16 protein-coding genes are annotated in these 18,173 nt (G+C 45.0%); 13 read left to right on the top strand and 3 right to left on the bottom strand.

The annotated features are described in order from the left end of the window. Positions 1–558 precede the first annotated feature (558 nt). From FX988_RS14100 to secF, 4 genes are all read left to right on the top strand, one after another. The gene (locus tag FX988_RS14100) at positions 559–2,733 is read left to right on the top strand and encodes a glutamine synthetase III (protein WP_160180762.1); all 2,175 of its coding nucleotides are present in this window, start codon (positions 559–561) and stop codon (positions 2,731–2,733) included. A gap of 156 nt (positions 2,734–2,889) precedes the next feature. Continuing rightward, on the top strand, positions 2,890–3,447 hold the full coding sequence (locus tag FX988_RS14095; protein ID WP_160180760.1) for a hypothetical protein: 558 nt from the start codon (positions 2,890–2,892) through the stop codon (positions 3,445–3,447). A 175-nt stretch (positions 3,448–3,622) separates the two neighbouring features. After that, a complete protein-coding gene (gene secD / locus FX988_RS14090; RefSeq protein ID WP_160180758.1) occupies positions 3,623–5,500 on the top strand; it encodes a protein translocase subunit SecD in 1,878 nt (625 codons plus the stop codon). Between the two features lie 80 nt (positions 5,501–5,580). Next, positions 5,581–6,483 (top strand): protein translocase subunit SecF, encoded by a 903-nt coding sequence (gene secF, locus FX988_RS14085; protein ID WP_412761937.1) that lies wholly within the window; start codon positions 5,581–5,583, stop codon positions 6,481–6,483. 65 nt (positions 6,484–6,548) lie between these two features. Here the strand turns inward: secF and FX988_RS14080 are convergent, their stop codons facing one another. Both FX988_RS14080 and gorA read right to left on the bottom strand, forming a co-directional pair. Continuing rightward, on the bottom strand, positions 6,549–7,349 hold the full coding sequence (locus FX988_RS14080; RefSeq protein WP_160180755.1) for an RMD1 family protein: 801 nt from the start codon (positions 7,347–7,349) through the stop codon (positions 6,549–6,551). Positions 7,350–7,554: 205 nt separating this feature from the next. After that, positions 7,555–8,904: a glutathione-disulfide reductase gene (gorA, locus tag FX988_RS14075; RefSeq protein WP_160180753.1), complete on the bottom strand. Its 1,350-nt coding sequence runs from the start codon at positions 8,902–8,904 to the stop codon at positions 7,555–7,557. A 252-nt stretch (positions 8,905–9,156) separates the two neighbouring features. Between gorA and prlC the strand changes: the two genes are divergently transcribed. From prlC to ubiB, 5 genes are all read left to right on the top strand, one after another. Continuing rightward, a complete protein-coding gene (gene prlC / locus FX988_RS14070; protein WP_160180752.1) occupies positions 9,157–11,199 on the top strand; it encodes an oligopeptidase A in 2,043 nt (680 codons plus the stop codon). A gap of 31 nt (positions 11,200–11,230) precedes the next feature. Continuing rightward, a complete protein-coding gene (locus FX988_RS14065) occupies positions 11,231–11,938 on the top strand; it encodes a DNA-3-methyladenine glycosylase I (protein WP_160180750.1) in 708 nt (235 codons plus the stop codon). A gap of 161 nt (positions 11,939–12,099) precedes the next feature. Beyond that, a complete protein-coding gene (gene ubiE / locus FX988_RS14060; RefSeq protein WP_160180748.1) occupies positions 12,100–12,900 on the top strand; it encodes a bifunctional demethylmenaquinone methyltransferase/2-methoxy-6-polyprenyl-1,4-benzoquinol methylase UbiE in 801 nt (266 codons plus the stop codon). After that, the gene (locus FX988_RS14055) at positions 12,901–13,560 is read left to right on the top strand and encodes an SCP2 domain-containing protein (RefSeq protein ID WP_160180746.1); all 660 of its coding nucleotides are present in this window, start codon (positions 12,901–12,903) and stop codon (positions 13,558–13,560) included. It abuts the gene before it with no gap. 3 nt (positions 13,561–13,563) lie between these two features. Then, on the top strand, positions 13,564–15,198 hold the full coding sequence (ubiB, locus tag FX988_RS14050; RefSeq protein ID WP_160180744.1) for a ubiquinone biosynthesis regulatory protein kinase UbiB: 1,635 nt from the start codon (positions 13,564–13,566) through the stop codon (positions 15,196–15,198). A gap of 31 nt (positions 15,199–15,229) precedes the next feature. Here ubiB and FX988_RS14045 read toward each other — a convergent pair whose 3' ends face one another. Continuing rightward, positions 15,230–16,171, bottom strand: coding sequence for a hypothetical protein (locus tag FX988_RS14045; protein WP_160180743.1), 942 nt, complete (start codon positions 16,169–16,171; stop codon positions 15,230–15,232). 119 nt (positions 16,172–16,290) lie between these two features. On the opposite strand from FX988_RS14045, the gene tatA reads away from it, so the two are divergent. The 4 genes from tatA to FX988_RS14025 are packed head-to-tail and all read left to right on the top strand — an operon-like array spanning position 16,291 to position 18,172. Further along, positions 16,291–16,545 carry a twin-arginine translocase TatA/TatE family subunit gene (gene tatA, locus FX988_RS14040; protein ID WP_160180741.1) on the top strand — a complete coding sequence of 85 codons (255 nt, stop codon included), beginning with the start codon at positions 16,291–16,293 and terminating at the stop codon, positions 16,543–16,545. Positions 16,546–16,559: 14 nt separating this feature from the next. Further along, a complete protein-coding gene (gene tatB / locus FX988_RS14035) occupies positions 16,560–16,859 on the top strand; it encodes a Sec-independent protein translocase protein TatB (protein WP_006995013.1) in 300 nt (99 codons plus the stop codon). A 6-nt stretch (positions 16,860–16,865) separates the two neighbouring features. Beyond that, entirely contained in the window at positions 16,866–17,630 is a 765-nt protein-coding gene (gene tatC, locus FX988_RS14030; protein ID WP_160180739.1) for a twin-arginine translocase subunit TatC, read from the top strand. Then, entirely contained in the window at positions 17,627–18,172 is a 546-nt protein-coding gene (locus tag FX988_RS14025; protein WP_160180737.1) for a hypothetical protein, read from the top strand. Before tatC ends, FX988_RS14025 begins: the two co-directional genes overlap by 4 nt. Position 18,173: the final 1 nt, after the last annotated feature.

Here is an 18,173-nt window from a genome sequence, read left to right as displayed (position 1 = left end):
TGTTAAGCCTTGGGGCAAACAATAATTTGGTTAACAATAGCCCTCCTTTACAGGGCTACGTAAACTGAGTCCTCAGGTATATATGCTTCCCAAGCGTTCAATTATTTAGCGAAATTGGCATAACACGACACGAATTCATGTTTTGGGTTTATCTGGGCGCAAGGCCACAACACAAAAGAACAAAATACCTCAAACTCACCGTCAGCGCGCTTATAAACCAAGCCGGCACGCCTAAAGCACCAAACCAGTGCAAATATTCAGCACCTCAAACTCTTGTTGCACCAGGATGGACCTCTTTGTCGTTAGCATTTAATGGGGCCAGAGAAAGGAGCTTATTTGTTAAGCAAATTTTAAAAATGTAAGCCTTTGTTTTAATTAGTTTTAAATTAACTTAATGAACACTTATTGGCTTTCTTAAATCAGTTCTAGCGGGATCACTGTAAATGTCATGTTCTGGCTCGTTTATTGAATAGCCAAATCTAGTAAGAAAGTCGCTTTTTACCGGTACTTTTACCACTGCACAGACTCACCCCAATATCCATATATAAAGGAACAACTATGTCGGGCCATGCTTCACGTTTAAACGCAATTACACAAATCACTAACAGAGCACCAAAAGAGTGCAAGGCAACCAGTCCGTTGACAGACATTTGGGCAACCGATGTATTTAGTCTGGCTAAAATGGAAGAAGCTCTGTCTAAAAATGCCTTTAAAGCGATGAAAAACACAGTAACGACTGGTGCCCCGTTAGATCCCGCTACCGCCGATGTGGTTGCCTCAGCCATGAAGGTGTGGGCCATCAGTAAAGGCGCGAAGTTCTTCTCACACATCTTCTACCCTATGACCAACATCACCGCTGAAAAGCACGACGGGTTTATTATCACTAACCCTGAGGGTGCAGCTATCACTGAGTTCACAGGTAGCCTATTGATTAAAGGCGAACCGGACGGTTCTTCATTCCCTAACGGTAGCTTGCGCATGACCAACGCCGCCCGCGGTTACACTGCTTGGGATCCAACTAGCCCCGCCTACATCATGCATACCGCCAATGGAGCGACCTTGATGATCCCCAGTGTATTTATTTCGTGGACAGGCGAAGCACTGGATAAAAAGATTCCATTGCTGCGCTCAAACGCCGCCATGGACAAAGCCGCACGCAAAGTGCTTAGCCTAATGGGTGAACAAAGCATTGCTCCATTAAACGCCAGCTGCGGAGCCGAGCAAGAATACTTTTTAGTGGATGAGCATTTCGCCAATCTACGCCCTGACTTACTATTAGCGGGTCGCAGCTTATTTGGCGCATCACCGGCTAAAGGTCAGCAATTTGATGATCATTATTTTGGCGCTATTCCTGCCCGCGTGCAGGTTTTCATGCAAGCATTCGAAGACAAACTTTATCGCTTAGGTATTCCTGCCAAAACACATCACAATGAAGTGGCGCCGGGTCAATTTGAAATAGCCCCTTATTTTGAATCATCAAACGTGGCTGCGGATCACCAACAGTTAATGATGACATTGATGAAAAGCACAGCGAAAGAACATGGTTTCTTATGTTTACTACATGAAAAACCTTTCGCTGGGGTAAACGGTTCAGGCAAGCACGTTAACTGGTCTGTGGGTAATGCGACGCAAGGCAATTTGCTAGACCCAGGTAGCACGCCACACGAGAACCTTAACTTCTTATTGTTCTGTGGTGCAGTTATTCGCGGTGTACATAAACACGGTGGCTTACTGCGCGCGGTTATCGCGTCAGCCTCGAATGATCATCGTTTAGGCGCCAACGAGGCTCCCCCAGCAATTCTATCGGTTTATTTAGGTGATCAGCTAGAAAGCGTATTTAAAGACATCAAAGCCGGTAAATTGCTTGAAAAAGCCAAAGGTGGCTTGATGGACTTAGGCTTATCGCAAATATTGAAGTTTGAGCGTGACCCTGGGGATCGTAACCGTACTTCTCCTTTCGCATTCACTGGAAACCGTTTCGAGTTTCGCGCAGTAGGTTCATCGCAGTCAGTGTCAGGCCCGCTTGTTGCTATGAACACCATGCTCGCCGACTCATTAGATTGGATTGCCGAAAGGCTTGAGGCTGCGTTAGCCAATGGCACAGATCAAACCGCGGCGGTTATTGTCGTACTAAAAGAACTCATGGAGCTACATGGGGATGTGGTTTTTGGTGGCGACGGCTACAGTGAACAATGGCACAAAGAAGCCGTTGAAGTACGCTGCCTGAAAAACTTACCCACCAGCGCCGAAGCGCTACCTGAATTTAAGACGCCAGAAGTCATCGATTTGTTTGTTAATACGGGCGTGTTATCAAAAGACGAATTACTCAGTCGCTTTGAAGTGTACGCTGAGCAGTATATTTTATCGCTAGAGGTAGAAGCCAAGCTGGTTATCGATATGGCCACCACCCAAATATACCCAGCGGTTACCCAGCATTTAACCCACCTTGCAGACGTAAGCCAAACCTTGTCTGGCCTTAGTTTGAGTTTGGAAAACACCGACTTAAACGAAGCGGTTGAACAAGCTAACGCGATGATGAGCGCAGTTAAAGAGCTAAAAGTCGCACTAGCTGAGCATAACTTTGCCAGTACAGAAGAGCACATGACCTTTAGCGCAAAAACCATATGCCCGTTGTTGGTTAAAGTACGTGAACACGCTGATACCCTTGAAACCATGGTCGCAGATGATTTATGGCCATTGCCTAAATATCAAGAGATGTTATTTATTAAGTAAATCCTAGTCATTTACCAATACTGGTCGACAGTAAAAAAAGGAGCCTCGGCTCCTTTTTTATTGGCAATTTATTATTTTGACACACTTTATAACTTGTTTTTAACCGCTTCATCCTTATCATATCGGCTCTTCTCTTTTCAGATGACATTGGATTTTATGTTGGTTTGGCGCGCGCTTATGCTCAGCTTTTGTATTGCTCTATTTGCAGCAATAGCAAATCCTGCCAGTGCAGCAGACAACACTTCTACTGCATTGTGGCAAGAAGAAGCCATTTCACCTAGCCAATCTATATCCAATAGCCAACTAGATACCGCGCAAAAGCAACTAGATTTGAGCCAGGTTTTGCTGGCTCAAGTATCGTTATCTCAGCGTTCTGATTCACCACAACTTCCCCAGAACAAAGCTAAAAAAAATACATCAGACAGCAAAAAAACAACGCTTTCGGTTGGATTTGAGCAAAGTGTCAGCTTACCGCCATTTGAGCGCCAAGCAGCTAGCGCTTTTGGTTCAGCGTTTCAAAACGAACCAAGCTTTGTACTGCTATACGAGTTTTTGCCTGAAAGACTAGGGATAAAATACTTTCTATCCCCTTTATCGGCGTCCAATACCGTTCCATGGTATTTACGTCCTGATGCGTCAAATAGTCACGGCCGCCTCGCTGGCTGGAAAGACGGAAATACCCAGTACACCGCAACCATTACCTACCTAAGTTAATTCGTTCTCGTGCCATCATAGTTATGGCCTACCTACTTTATGTTGCTCAAGTACCTAAGCGTACTTAGGTAACAAATTTTTTGTGCTTGCGTATAACCACGCTTGCACCTCTCGATTGGTCTCTTCGCTTTGGTATTAAAAAGCCGAACCAGTCAGATTATTTAAGAGAACGAACATGCGTAAAACGACTTCAAAGCCCAAGTATACTTGGCAAATTTTAGTGATTATTATCACTGTCATCATTTTAGGCTTGAATGCCATTCCGACATTTTATGGCAGCAACAATGCCTTGCTCGTCAGTGCAGTTAACCCTACCCAATCATTGCCTAATACTCAAAAACTGCGCGAGTTGATGCAGCAACAACAGGTCAATGTTGAGCAAATTATTCACGCTGAAAGTGAGAGCAAAATCGTGATCGAAGGAAACGACGAAACCCTTATCCAGGCTCAAGCTCATCTTAAAAATACCTTGGGTGACGATTACCACGTTCGCTTAGGTAGTCAATCTGCCGCACCAACTTGGTTACAAGGTATGGGCATGTCGCCAATTAAGCTCGGCTTAGATTTAAGCGGTGGCGTGTTATTTGTGCTTGAGGTCGACACTGACAAAGCAGACCAAGAACGTCTAAATAATGCAAAAGACGAAGCGCTGCAGATTATTCACGATCAAACCCTACGGGGTATGAGTGCCAAATTACCTAGCGCCGACAGCGCTGGGGGGAACTCAGCAACAAACAGTGATACCAGCGCAAATAACGAATCGAGTATTAATCTACACTTTTTGAGTAATCAGGCGAGTCAAGTCAAAGCCATGGTGCACGAATTACAATTACGTTTGCCAGGCATACATTACACCCAAACGGATGAGCGCTCGGGCACTTTGGCCTTTACCGATGAAAGCAAAACCACTTTTCATCATGAAATAATGGCACAAGCCCTTACCACTCTTCGAGGACGTATTGAAGAGCTTGGCATTACCGAAGCCGTCACCCAGCGCCAAGGACAAAATCGTATCCGTATTGAGCTTCCTGGAGTAAAAGATCCTGAGCAAGCCAAACGTATTATTGGTGCAACAGCCTCGTTAGATTTTTATGAAATGGCACCAAACGGCACAGTAGGCGCAAAAGCCTTCACAGATGAAAATGGCCGTCGGTTGCGCGTAGCACCGAAACCCATCTTTACTGGTTCGAATATAGAGAATGCCACATCTGGGCGTGACGAAATGGGTATCGCCTTGGTCAATCTCGCCCTTGATAGTATTGGCGGCAAAAAGATGTCTGATTTCTCCCGAGATAACATCGGAAACCCTATGGTCACCGTCTTCTCTGAGTATCATAAGAACAACGCCGATGAAATGGTCAAAAGCAGCAAGGTCATCAGTGTTGCCACTATTCAAAGTCAATTAGGTAATCGTTTTAGCATTACCAATTTAGACAGCCCACAAGCAGCATCCGATCTGGCATTGCTGCTACGTGCAGGTTCATTAGATGCGCCAATTACCATAGTACAGCAACGCACTATTCAGGCCTCACTAGGTCAAGAGAACGTAAGCAACGGCATCATGGCTCTGGCCATTGGTTTAGGCATCACTTTGGTGTTTATGGGCTTGTGGTATCGAAAGCTTGGGCTTATCGCCAATACCAGTTTGCTGCTTAATTTAATCTGTTTGTTGGGATTAATGGCGTTACTTCCTAATGTAGTGTTAACCCTACCTGGAATCGCTGGCCTGGTGCTGACAGTCGGCATGGCAGTCGATACAAACGTGCTGATTTTCGAGCGCATAAAAGAGGAGCGAAAACGGGGCCGAAGTAACTTTTTAGCGATAGAAACAGGTTATAAAGAGGCGTTTGCCACCATCTTAGATGCCAACGTCACCACCATGATCACTGCGCTCATTTTGCTCAGCATCGGCTACGGCCCAGTCAAAGGGTTCGCAATAACCTTAAGTTTAGGCATTTTAACCAGTATGTTTACCGGTGTATTCGTTGCGCATGTTTTAACGTCATTGGTCAAGCCGCAAATTACTATTACTCAAAAGGAGCTTAAAGCATGAGCTCAAACAAACTTACAAGTAAAAATACTGTAGAAAATAGCCCTAAAGCACCGACTCAAACTGAAAAGGACCCATCCTCTATGGCACTGTTTAGCAAACTACGCTTAGCCGGGTTTTATCTGGCTATTACTTTAATGCTGTTATCTGTGATCGGACTGAGTTTCAAAGGATTAAACCTTGGACTGGATTTTACCGGCGGGTATATGACTGAGTTCACTTCCACACAAAGCATCGATAAAGCGCAAATGCAAAGCCAGCTTGGTGCAAACCTGTCAGGAGATTTTGAGCTAAGCAGTAGTGCGGCCAATACTCATTGGACAATCCGTCAAGCTGATGGTGCAGCCCATGTCATCGATAAAGAGTGGTTAAATACCTTTGCTGAGCAAACTGGATATGACATTGCTCCACAAGATTCAGTGTACATCGGTTCGCAAGTAGGCTCAGAACTGATCGACAATGGCGGTTTAGCGCTAATAGTCGCGGCAGTGGCCATGATGATTTACCTAACGTGGCGTTTTGAGTGGCGCTTAGCTTGCGGTTCACTTATGGCGTTAGTGCATGATGTGTTGGTAGTACTTGGCTTATTCGCTTGGCTAGGTTTGCCCTTTGATTTAACCGTACTGGCCGCAGTGTTGGCCATTATTGGTTACTCATTGAATGACTCAATTGTGATAGGCGATAAATTAAGGGAGGTCATGCGTGCAAAAACCAATATGAGCATGAGTGAACTAGTCGATAGCGCGGTTAAATCAACCTTAACCCGCTCACTAATCACCTCAGGTACAACGCTGGCAACCATAGGTGCCATCTGGATATTCGGTGGTCAGCCACTACAAGGTTTTGCTATAGGTCTATTCGCAGGAGTGGTATTCGGTACGTTATCGTCCATTGCGGTATCGGCGACAATCCCGCAGCTCATCGGCTTGAACCCGGAGTTTTACCAGCACCGCGCCCAAGAGTTGTTACTCAATGATGAGCCATAAATACTTAGCGTGAACCATAAAAAAAGCCCGCAACTTTGCGGGCTTATCAACGTGCTAATATCGTTTTACCAACCCAGCAGGGTTTGCAGCTCCTGAGCACCAAACATCACTATTTCTACCGCGATAAGAATGATAATGATCCATTCTAAAAACGATGAATGCTGGTGATTTTGCTCGCCAGCAAGCATGTCAAACAGTTCATGTATCGTGGCTAACTTTTTGGATAATAAATCCACCCTTGGGTGAATTTCTAAATAGCGAGCCGCCAAATTATACGTGCTTTCGTATTCTGGGTATTCCCAGAAAAATTCTGGTGTATCGAGTAACCCATAGTGCAAAATAATGTCACTTTTGGTACTAAACAGCTTACCGCGGATCTTCGCTATGTTGCGTCTGGATAATTTAATTTTTCCGGTCTCAGCTAAAGTTTGCGGTATATGCGCATGATCTTGAATCGTCTGCTGAGCCTGACTTTCATATTCATTCAACTTCAGTGACTGAGCCAATGCATGACTGATAGCCAAACGCGCTAAATGATCATCTTGGGCTAAACTGATATTGTCTTGACTAATACGGGACTCAGGCGCGTTCAGAGTAAATCTAAAGTGCTCCTGACTCGCTTTGGTTAATAGACCTTCAGCTAAATTCAAGCGGTGCAACAGCGCCAGACGCTCGTCTTCGTCTATCCCCCAAAAAACCGCGATCCCGTAGTCAAATAGCCAGACTTCACCACCAGGTAAAGCAATGTGCACTGCATCACGATAGCGCGCACCGCGTTCAGCATTTAACCAATCTTGTTCAGAGCGTAAAATTGACTCTTCATTACCCAAATAAATCGCAGAAATACGATCATTACTAAAGTTCACAAATGTCCGGTAGGCCAGTGGCCAGTGAGATAAAATCGGCGCTAATGTAAGGCCGAATTGAGTCCTTGTACAGTAGAATTTTTGTGCAATTTCAAAATAATTTTCGCTATAAAAAAACGCCTTTATTAATACATAATAAAGGCGTTTGTTGTATAACATTTAAGGCTGTATTCAAGCGCAAAAACCACGCCATTGGTAAGGGTGACTAGTTTAGCGTCACAAACTCCTCTGCACTGGTGGGGTGAATGGCCACACAAGCATCAAAATCAGCTTTGGTTGCGCCCATTTTCATCGCCACGCCAAAGCCTTGCAGTATTTCATCCATGCCATAGCCAATTCCATGCAAGCCAACCACTTTTTGTTCTTCACCCACACAAATGAGCTTCATGCGCGTCATTTGTCTGTGACTGGTCACCGCTGTATACATAGCAGCAAAACTAGAGTTGTATACTTTCACATTGTCTTTACCAAACTCTGCTTCGGCTTCAAGCTCAGTTAGGCCCATGGTACCAATCGCTGGGTGACTAAAAACAACGGTCGGAATCAAGGTGTAGTCCATATGAGCGTCTTTCTGGCCGTTAAACAAGCGCTCTGATAGCAAGCGACCCGCTTTTACTGCAACAGGCGTAAGTTCAACTTTACCTATGTTGTCGCCTACCGCATAAATACCGTCAACATTGGTATTTTGGTATTTATCCACCGCGATGTAACCGCGCTCATTTACCGTCACCCCAGCCTTATCTAAGCCAATATTGTCATTGGCGGGGGCACGACCGATTGCCCAAATCACGCAGTCCGCTTCAATTTTTTCACCGCATTCAAATGTCAGAGTTAGACTGCCATCTTCATTTTTCTCTAGTTTTTCTGGGTTGCGGTGGGTGTGTAACGTTGGGCCATCTTGCTCCATTATCTCAACCAAGGTCTGGCTTAACATTGTATCGAACGAGCGAAGTGGCGCGTGCTTACGTACAACCAAATGAGTTTCACTGCCTAATGAATGCAATACACCTGCTAATTCAACCGCGATGTAACCTGCACCCACCACCACTACGCGCTTCGGTTGTTCGGTTAATTCAAAGAAACCATCAGAATCAATTCCCAGCTCTGCGCCAGGGATGCTTGGTGTAACAGGACGTCCACCAGTAGCGATAAGAATATGATCAGCAGTGTATTCCTTACCGTCGACTTCAACCGTATTTTTATTTACAAAACGAGCAAAGCCATTAATGACAGTGATGTCATTGTTACCTAAAACTCGATCGTAGGAGGCGTGAATTCGCTTAATGTATGCTTCGCGACTGTCGACTAATTTCTTCCAATCGAACTTATTCACGGTGACATCAAAACCGTAATCTGGGGCATAATGATTAATCGCTTCTGCGACTTGGGCACCGAACCACATGGCTTTCTTAGGCACACAACCGACATTCACACAAGTACCGCCTATGTGTCGCGCTTCAATCAAAGCGACCTTTTTGCCATGCTTCGCAGCACGGTTTGCCGAAGCGATACCACCGCTGCCGCCGCCAATACAAATATAATCAAAATCTGCCATCTCTACTCATCCTAAATTATTAAGCTGTGGGTACACGATATAAGGTTCGTCTCTACAAAGACAAATGAATTTTTAAATCGAGTTAATCGATAATAATAAACCTGTGCATTATAGACCCAATAAGAGTGTAATAACTTGCGTCTATCTTGTTCGCTAAGACGATGTTTTTGTTTTAGATCCACTTAACCACTTGAATTCCTTTGTGAGCTACCTCACTTACTATTCATTATTTCCTCGATGAGAGAGTTCATTATGTCCTTAAGCCCGTTGCAAGATTTATCTGGATTACCGCGTTTTTCAGACATCACACCAGAGCAGATTCAACCTAGCGTTGAACAGGCCATTGAAGATGCCAAAAAGACCATTGAAACCTTGCTTGCTCAGCCCACCTACACTTGGGACAACTTTGCAGCCAAACTAGAAGACAAAGACGACGAACTTGGCCGTATGTGGTCTCCTGTATCGCATATGAATTCAGTGGTGAGCAATGATGAGCTACGTGAAGCCCACGACGCTTGCTTGCCACTATTATCCGAATACGGTACTTGGGTTGGTCAACATAAAGGTTTGTATCAAGCCTATCTGCAGATTCAAAACAGCGCTGAATTCGCTGGATTAGACGAAGCAAAACGTAAAGTGATTGACAACACAGTGCGCGATTTTGAATTATCTGGGGTCGGCTTAGACGATGACAAAAAACAGCGCTACGGCGAAATAAAAAGTCGCCTGTCAGATTTATCTTCGACCTTTAGTAACAACGTAATGGACGCCACCTTAGGTTGGCAAAAACACATTACCGATGAAAAGGAGCTAGCCGGCTTACCCGAGTCAGCATTGGCTGCTGCCAAGCAACTCGCCGAAAGCAAAGAGCTAGAGGGGTGGTTATTCACCCTTGATATCCCGAGCTATTTACCGGTAATGATGCATGCAGACAACCACCTGCTGCGCGAAGAGATGTATCGCGCTTTTACCACGCGCGCCTCTGATCAAGGGCCTAATGCCGGCAAATGGGACAATGGCCCGCTTATCGACGAAACCATGGCCTTGCGCCAAGAGTTGGCCGCACTTTTAGATTTCGCAAACTACGCCGAGCGCTCTTTGGCCACCAAAATGGCCGAGTCCACCACTCAGGTTAACGGTTTTTTGCAAGACCTAGCTAAACGTTCAAAACCTCAAGCTCAGCAAGATTTGCAAGAGTTAACTGAGTTCGCTAACACTCAATTTGGTATACCTGAGCTGCAAGCATGGGATTTCGCCTATTACAGCGAAAAACTCAAAGAACAAAAGTACGCTATTTCAGATGAAGCACTACGTCCTTATTTCCCTGCACATAAAGCAGTCGACGGCCTATTTGAAGTAGTATCGCGTTTATACGGTTTAAATATCACCGAACGAACGGGTGTTGACACTTGGCACAAAGATGTACGTTTTTTTGATATCAAAGACGCCAAAGGCGAACTACGCGGAAGTTTTTATTTAGACTTGTATGCCCGTGAGCACAAGCGTGGTGGCGCCTGGATGGACGAATGCCAAACACGCCGCGTCAAACCAGATGGTTCAGTACAATTGCCCGTAGCGTACCTAACCTGCAATTTCAGCGGTCCTGTGGGCGATAAACCCGCTTTGTTTACCCATGACGAAGTCATCACCTTGTTCCATGAATTTGGCCATGGTATTCATCACATGTTGACCCAAATCGACATTGCTGGTGTATCGGGCATCAATGGTGTTGCCTGGGATGCCGTAGAGTTACCTAGTCAATTTCTAGAAAACTGGTGTTGGCAGCCTGAAGCCTTGGCGTTTATTTCAAGTCATTACGAAACAGGCGAGCCATTACCCCAAGACTTGTTAGATAAAATGCTTGCGGCGCGTAACTTCCAGTCAGCCATGCAAATGGTCCGTCAGTTAGAATTCAGCATGTTTGATTTCAGCTTGCACGAGCAATACAACATTGAGCAAAAAACCTCGGTCCAGGCCTTGTTAGATGATGTGCGTAGCCAGGTTTCTGTAGTGATCCCACCTGCGTTTAATCGCTTTCAAAATAGCTTTGGACATATCTTTGCAGGGGGCTATGCCGCTGGGTATTACAGCTACAAATGGGCCGAAGTATTATCTTCAGACGCCTTTAGTCGTTTTGAGGAAGAAGGCATATTTAATCAACAAGTCGGCCAAGATTTCTTAAACAACATACTTGAAAAAGGCGGTAGCAAAGAGCCAATGGAGCTATTTGTGGCATTTAGAGGCCGCGAGCCGAAAGTAGATGCATTATTACGCCATAGCGGTATTGAAGGCTAATCCCTCATAGATCATTGAAATAGGAGTAAGGGTGAGCGACAACGTTTTAGCTAATCTAGAAGATTATCGCGCTATTTATCAGCGGGCATGCGAGCGCAAAGGCGGCCCTAATGCAGTAGAATCGTTACTCAGCGAGCCCTTATCTAACGACGCCATCGCCCACTTGGGCGATGATCGTTTTTTAGCCGAATTTAGCAAAAAAGTTTTCCAATCCGGTTTTGTGTGGCGAGTTGTACGTAATAAATGGCCTGAGTTTGAACGTTTATTTTTTGAATTTACAATCGACAAAGTCCTTTTGATGCCAGATGAGATGCTGGAAAAGCGTGCGCAGGACCCAGCGATTATCCGTAATTACAAGAAAGTCCAAACTATTCGCGACAATGCCATCATGATTGACGCTGTTCGACGAGAGCATGGCAGCTTCGCGCAGTTCGTCGCCAATTGGCCGGCAAACGATATTATTGGTTTATGGGCCTACTTAAAAAAGCACGGCGCACGCCTAGGAGGCAATACAGGCCCCTACGCCCTTCGTGCGTTAGGTAAGGACACCTTTTTACTCACACGCGATCTCACCAGTTACTTTACCCGACGAGGCATTATTTCTGGCGGTGTAAACTCCAAGCGCAGCTTAAACGCTATTCAAGCATCGTTTAATCAGTTACAAGAGCAAAGTGGCCGTTCGATGCAAGCCCTTAGCATGCTAATTGCGTTCAGTGTCGGAGACAATTTAGCAAGCTGATCTATCAGCTTGCTAGCCTCAAGTTATCCCCTTCATTTTGCTGATTAATCTTTTGCGACAGCCCAAGCGTATGATCATTGAGGTGTATAAGCGTATAATTTTTTTAGATTGGCACTGTGAATTTCGATACACTAGCGCTAAGAGTTTATTAAGGAATTAACATGAGCGTTAGCGAGCATCACGCAGGTACAAATACCAGCCACGAGCAAGCCTCTGAATCATCAGAAAAAACCCATTTTGGCTTTCAGCAAGTAGATAAAAACGCCAAAGCATCCATGGTGGCTGAAGTGTTTCAATCAGTGGCAGCCAAATACGACATTATGAACGACGTCATGTCTATGGGTATTCATCGATTATGGAAACGTTTTACCATTGATTGCAGTGGCGCGCGGGCCGGCCATAAGGTTCTCGATTTAGCGGGCGGTACAGGCGATTTAACCGCGAAATTTTCGCGTATCGTGGGCGACAGTGGTGAAGTAGTGCTAGCTGATATCAATGACGCTATGCTGCGCGTCGGCCGTGACAAGCTGCGCGACAAAGGTATTGTCAGCAATGTGAAATACGTGCAAGCCAATGCAGAAGCCTTGCCCTTTCCTGACAACAGTTTTGATATCATCACCATTGCCTTTGGCCTGCGAAATGTAACCGATAAAGACAAAGCGCTGAAATCCATGTATCGGCTGTTAAAGCCGGGTGGGCGCTTGCTCGTGTTAGAATTTTCTAAACCCACCAATGACGCTTTAAACAAAGTATATGATGCTTATTCATTTCATTTGCTGCCTAAAATCGGTGAACTAGTGGCCAAAGATGGAGACAGCTACAAATATTTGGCAGAATCAATTCGTATGCATCCAGAGCAAGAGGTTCTGAAAGAAATGATGCAAGACGCAGGGTTTGAGCAAGTCACCTACCACAATCTAACAGGTGGTATTGTTGCTTTGCACCGCGGGTTTAAGTTTTAAATGTTAGTCGGGCAATTGTTAAGTGCAGGTGTTGAGTTAACCCTTAATCAACTTTTGCAGCTCGACCCTGATTGCAAGCCTCGCTTGAAAAAGCTAGCCGGTAAGCAGCTACAGGTCAGCATTAATGAGCTGCCATGGTCCTTGCTGTTTATCTTTTCTGAGCAAATTGATGTCAGTGCACTACCGCTGACAAACGAAGAGCAATCAAGTGAAACGCAAGCCCCAACCGATTCCTCGGCGGATTGCCATATTACGCTTAGCTTGAGTACCCTAGGTGAGTTAAGTGACAGCAGCAAAATCAGTCAGCTTATTCAGCAAGGAAAGCTGGACTTAGACGGTGATATCGACGTTGCTCAAGGGTTCAGTAACCTAATGAAAGAGCTGGATATTGATTGGGAAGAACAGCTATCAAAATACACTGGCGATGTGCTTGCCCACCAAACATTTAGTAGCGTAAAAGCGTTTTTTAACACTGCCCAGCAAGAAGTGGAGAAACTGGCTGACCAGCTCAGTACTCACTTAACCAAACCAGACGCCGTAGCGGTGAGCGAAATCGAAGTTGCAGATTTTTGCGATCAAGTAAACACCTTGCGCAGTGCCAGCGACAGACTAGAAGCCCGCATCGACCAATTAATTGCCTTACAACAGGATGACTCATAACCCGTGCGGATCCTTCGTTTATACCAAATCAATAAAGTATTTTTACAACACGGCTTAGATGAACTTATTCCGGAAAAATGGCTACCCTGGTATGCCAAATTAGGCCGATTTGGTTTTTTCTGGCTACGTAATAAACATAAAGACAAATCACAAGGCACACGTATTCGCCTTGCGCTGCAGTCTCTTGGCCCTGTATTTATTAAATTCGGCCAGATGTTGTCCACTCGCAAAGACTTGCTCAGTCAAGACATCGCGAACGAACTGGCTATTTTACAAGATCAAGTTGAGCCATTTGACAGTGAAGTGGCCCAACAAATCATTCGCCATGCCTTGGGTGTGAGCCATTTAAAGGAAGTATTTAGCGAGTTTGACGCTACGCCTTTGGCTTCTGCGTCTATTGCCCAAGTGCATGCAGCCAAACTGATTGGTCACAGTGAAGAGGTCATCGTTAAAGTCATACGCCCGAATATAGGCTCAGCTATTCACGCTGATATTCAATTGATGCGTACATTTGCTAATGCGCTGCAAAAATTGCTGCCTGATGGTAAGCGCCTGCGCCCGGTCGAAGTTGTTGCTGAGTATGAAAAAACCATAGTCGGTGAGCTCGACTTACTCAACGAAGCCGCGAATGGTATTCAATTCAAGCGTAATTTTGAAGACTCCAACGCGCTCTATGTACCGCATATTTACAGCGATTACTGCCATGCTAATGTGATGGTTATGGAACGCATTTATGGTACGCCAATTTCCGATGTGGCTACCTTAGAAGCCCGTGGCACTAATATGAAAAAACTTGCCGAGCGCGGTGTTGAAGTATTTTTTACTCAAGTATTCAGAGACAGTTTTTTTCACGCTGATATGCACCCAGGCAATATTTTTGTGGCCCTTGATAACCCTGACGACCCTCAGTACATCACCATAGATTACGGGATTGTCGGTACGCTAAACAGTGAAGATAAACGCTATCTAGCAGAAAACTTTATCGCCTTTTTTAATCGTAATTACCGCAAGGTGGCAGAGTTACATGTGGACTCTGGCTGGGTACCAAGCACCACCAGTATTGATGAATTCGAAGCATCGATACGCAGAGTGTGTGAGCCTATTTTCCAAAAGCCGCTGGCCGAAATCGAATTTAGTAATGTGTTGTTGCAACTATTTAATACTGCGCGGCGCTTTAACATGATTATTCAGCCACAATTGGTGCTGTTACAAAAAACCTTGTTATACATCGAAGGGTTAGGCAGACAACTTTATCCCCAGCTAGATTTGTGGCAAACCGCTAAGCCGTTTTTAGAAAACTGGATGCGCGAACAAATCGGTGTCAAAGCCATGTACAACAAGGTATCAGCGAATCTGCCATTCTGGTCGGAAAAACTGCCTGAAATACCTGATTTGCTATATGACTCAATGCGCCAAATCAGGCGCTATCCTGAGCAGCAAAAATTGCAGTTTGAAAAACAACAATGGCAGGTTAAACAACAACAAAGACGCTTGGTTTTCACCATCATAGGTGCGACGTTGCTTATGGTGTCAAGTGTTATGCCTATCTATATTCATCAATGGTGGGTGCCTGCAGGTGTAGCATTCGGTGGGCTCGTAAGTTGGCTAATTGCGTGGCGTTGCAGAGTCGCAGATTAAATCTTGGCGCACCTATCTAGGTGCGCCCAGTTTAGGTGTGTCCAAAAAATCCTTCCACGCGTAAGGCTAAACCATAGGAAGGTGAGAAATGCTCGTCTCTACGCCATAAAATAAAAGGCTCTACTTCATAGAAAAGCCACTCTCGAAGGGCATTTTGCCGCCAGCGCATACTCACATAGTGTTCATTTAACTGATAATTAGGCCGGCTCAAGCCTTCAATATAGTAGCCACTAATAATGGCAGTTTTTCGATCAAACTGATGCAGGCTCTGCCAACTATGGCGCCATAACCAGTCTTTGGTTCGATCCCGATAATAAAAGTTATTATCGAAACGGTATAAGGTGTCAGCATTGGCGCTGTAATCAAATTTTGTCGAAAAGTGACTACCGAAGCCGTCATCGCTGTAGTAGTAAATCGATCCTTCGATGCGCAGTAGTGCGTCAGCCGTCATTGAAAAATGGTTTCGATAACGACTTTTTACGAAGGTTTGTAAGCCTCGTCCTAAGCCAATACGATGCGAGAACCCACTATTGGGCCTTGAGCGCCAACGAAGTGCCAAGTTAATCCGATCTTTATCACCAAAGCTTTCGTCACGCCCTAAGCGCTCATTGCCCAGGTCCGTTTCGTCATCATAATCTGAAAGCACCACATCTAAGCGGTTTTTAAGGTTAGGTAACCGTACCCGAACACGAAAACGGTTTTGAAATTGATTTAATTCACGACTGCGGGGCTCCCAACCAAGGCGAATACGCGCTTCTGCTTGAGCCACCTCTTGATGCATGACGCCATCTAAAAAAAAGAAATCATCAAACCATATCGCAGTGTCTTGCACAGATTGTGCGATATTTTTATGCATATCATCTAACCAAGGATAGGGCCTATCTTGCTCAGAAGGTTGCTCCTGCTCGTTTTCCTGCCCTTGACAGTGGAATGCACTTAGCAGCAATAGCAAAAAAACGCATTTTATTTTCAATACCGCACTCCCTGTTTTTAGTCACTATTACTGTGCATTGAAATGTTTGCTTAATCAAATCCAGTGACCTTTTTAATTTGCTACGTATAATGGGTCCAAACATTTAATAGGAGTGTGTTATGTTCGGTATTAGCCCAATGCAGTTAATCATTATTTTAGTGATCGTTGTTTTACTTTTTGGCACTAAAAAACTTCGTAATATGGGCGGAGACTTGGGCTCGGCGGTAAAGGGATTTAAGAAAGCTGTTTCAGATGATGACAAAGATGCGGATTTTAAAGCGGATGAAAAAGTCGAAGATAACAGCAAAAACCAAGAGCAAACTGTGCAACAGAATGTCAAAAGTGAATCAGAGACTAAGGCCAAGAGTGAGTAACGCGAGCATTACCCATGTTTGATATCGGCTTTTTAGAATTATTAGTCATAGGTGTCGTTGCCTTACTCGTGCTTGGCCCCGAGCGGCTGCCCGGAGCAATTCGTTCGACCATGCGCACGGTTCGCAGTGTGAAAAGCATGGCGACAGGTTTTCGGCAAGAAGTGGAACAACAGTTTAAAATTCACGAACTGCACGAAAACTTAAAAAAAGCTGAGCAGCAAGGTCTAGAAAACTTATCTCCAGAGCTGCAAAAATCCGTAGATGAACTGCGAGACGCAGCGAAGTCTGTTCAAAAACCATACGAAAAAAAGTAGTCACGGATGTCAGATCCTAATAGCTTAATTGCCCACCTAATTGAATTACGTGGCAGAGTATTAAAAGCGGTACTTAGTGTGTTTGTGGTGTTTCTTTGCTTGGTTTATTTTGCCCAAGACTTATACCATTGGCTTGCTACCCCGTTATTAGAAACCCTTCCCGATCAAGCAGAAATGATTGCCACAGACGTTGCATCACCCTTTTTTGCACCGTTTAAATTGACCTTAGTGCTGTCCTTCTTTATCGCTATTCCCGTTGTGCTTTACCAAGTGTGGGCGTTTATCGCGCCAGGTTTGTATCGCAACGAAAAGCGCTTAGTGGCACCGCTACTGTTTTCAAGTACTTTGCTATTCTATTCAGGCATGGCATTCGCGTACTACGTGGTATTTCCTCTGGCATTCGCCTTTTTCACTGGCGTTGCGCCAGAAGGCGTCACGATCAATACCGATATCAGCAGTTATTTAGATTTCGTTCTAAAGATATTTTTTGCCTTTGGCTTGTCGTTTGAAATCCCTGTTGCGATTGTGCTGATGTGCTGGACAGGTGTCAGCACCCCTGATTCATTACGGGCCAAACGACCTTATGTCATTGTCGGTGTTTTCACGCTAGGCATGTTGTTGACGCCCCCCGATATCATCTCGCAAACATTGCTCGCGATACCAATGTGGATATTATTCGAAGTGGGTATATTAGTCGGCAGCATGTATGCCAAACGCTCGGTAGATTCTGACCAAGACGAGCAAAAAGAGAAAGAGCAGGAACAATCATGAAACATTTAATTATCGGTCTTGGTATCGTTATTAGCGGTGCCTCAGTTGCTCACGCGCAAGATTTAATCAGCGAAATGCAGGCCTGTCGCACAAAAGCTAACAACACTGCGCGCCTTGCATGTTACGACACGCTGACACTACCAAGCGAGAAGCATCAGATAACCAGTCAAACCGGCAATTCATCTCCTCCAGCAAAACCGATAGCAGATACTGCATCCAAGACACAGTCGACCTCTTCAGCAGATTCAGCCGCAAGCACAGTAACACGTGAAAGTCAGGTGAAGAATTTTGGTTTAGCTAAGGTAATTGAACCCCAAGATAAAGTCGAAAAAATCACCTCCTTGGTTAGCGCTGTTCAGAAAAATCCATATGGAAAACTAATTGTAACCTTGGAATCAGGCCAAGTATGGCGTCAAACCAACAGCACAACGTTAAGATTAAAGCCGGGCCAAGAGGTTTATGTTGAAGAGGGCGCACTAGGCTCATACTTTTTAGGCAAAGAATCTAGCAATAAGCGAATTAGAGTGAAGCGGTCCCAATAGC

This window comes from Paraglaciecola mesophila, from assembly GCF_009906955.1.
Taxonomy (GTDB): domain Bacteria; phylum Pseudomonadota; class Gammaproteobacteria; order Enterobacterales; family Alteromonadaceae; genus Paraglaciecola; species Paraglaciecola mesophila_A.
This window is presented reverse-complemented; position numbering and strand designations above follow the sequence as displayed.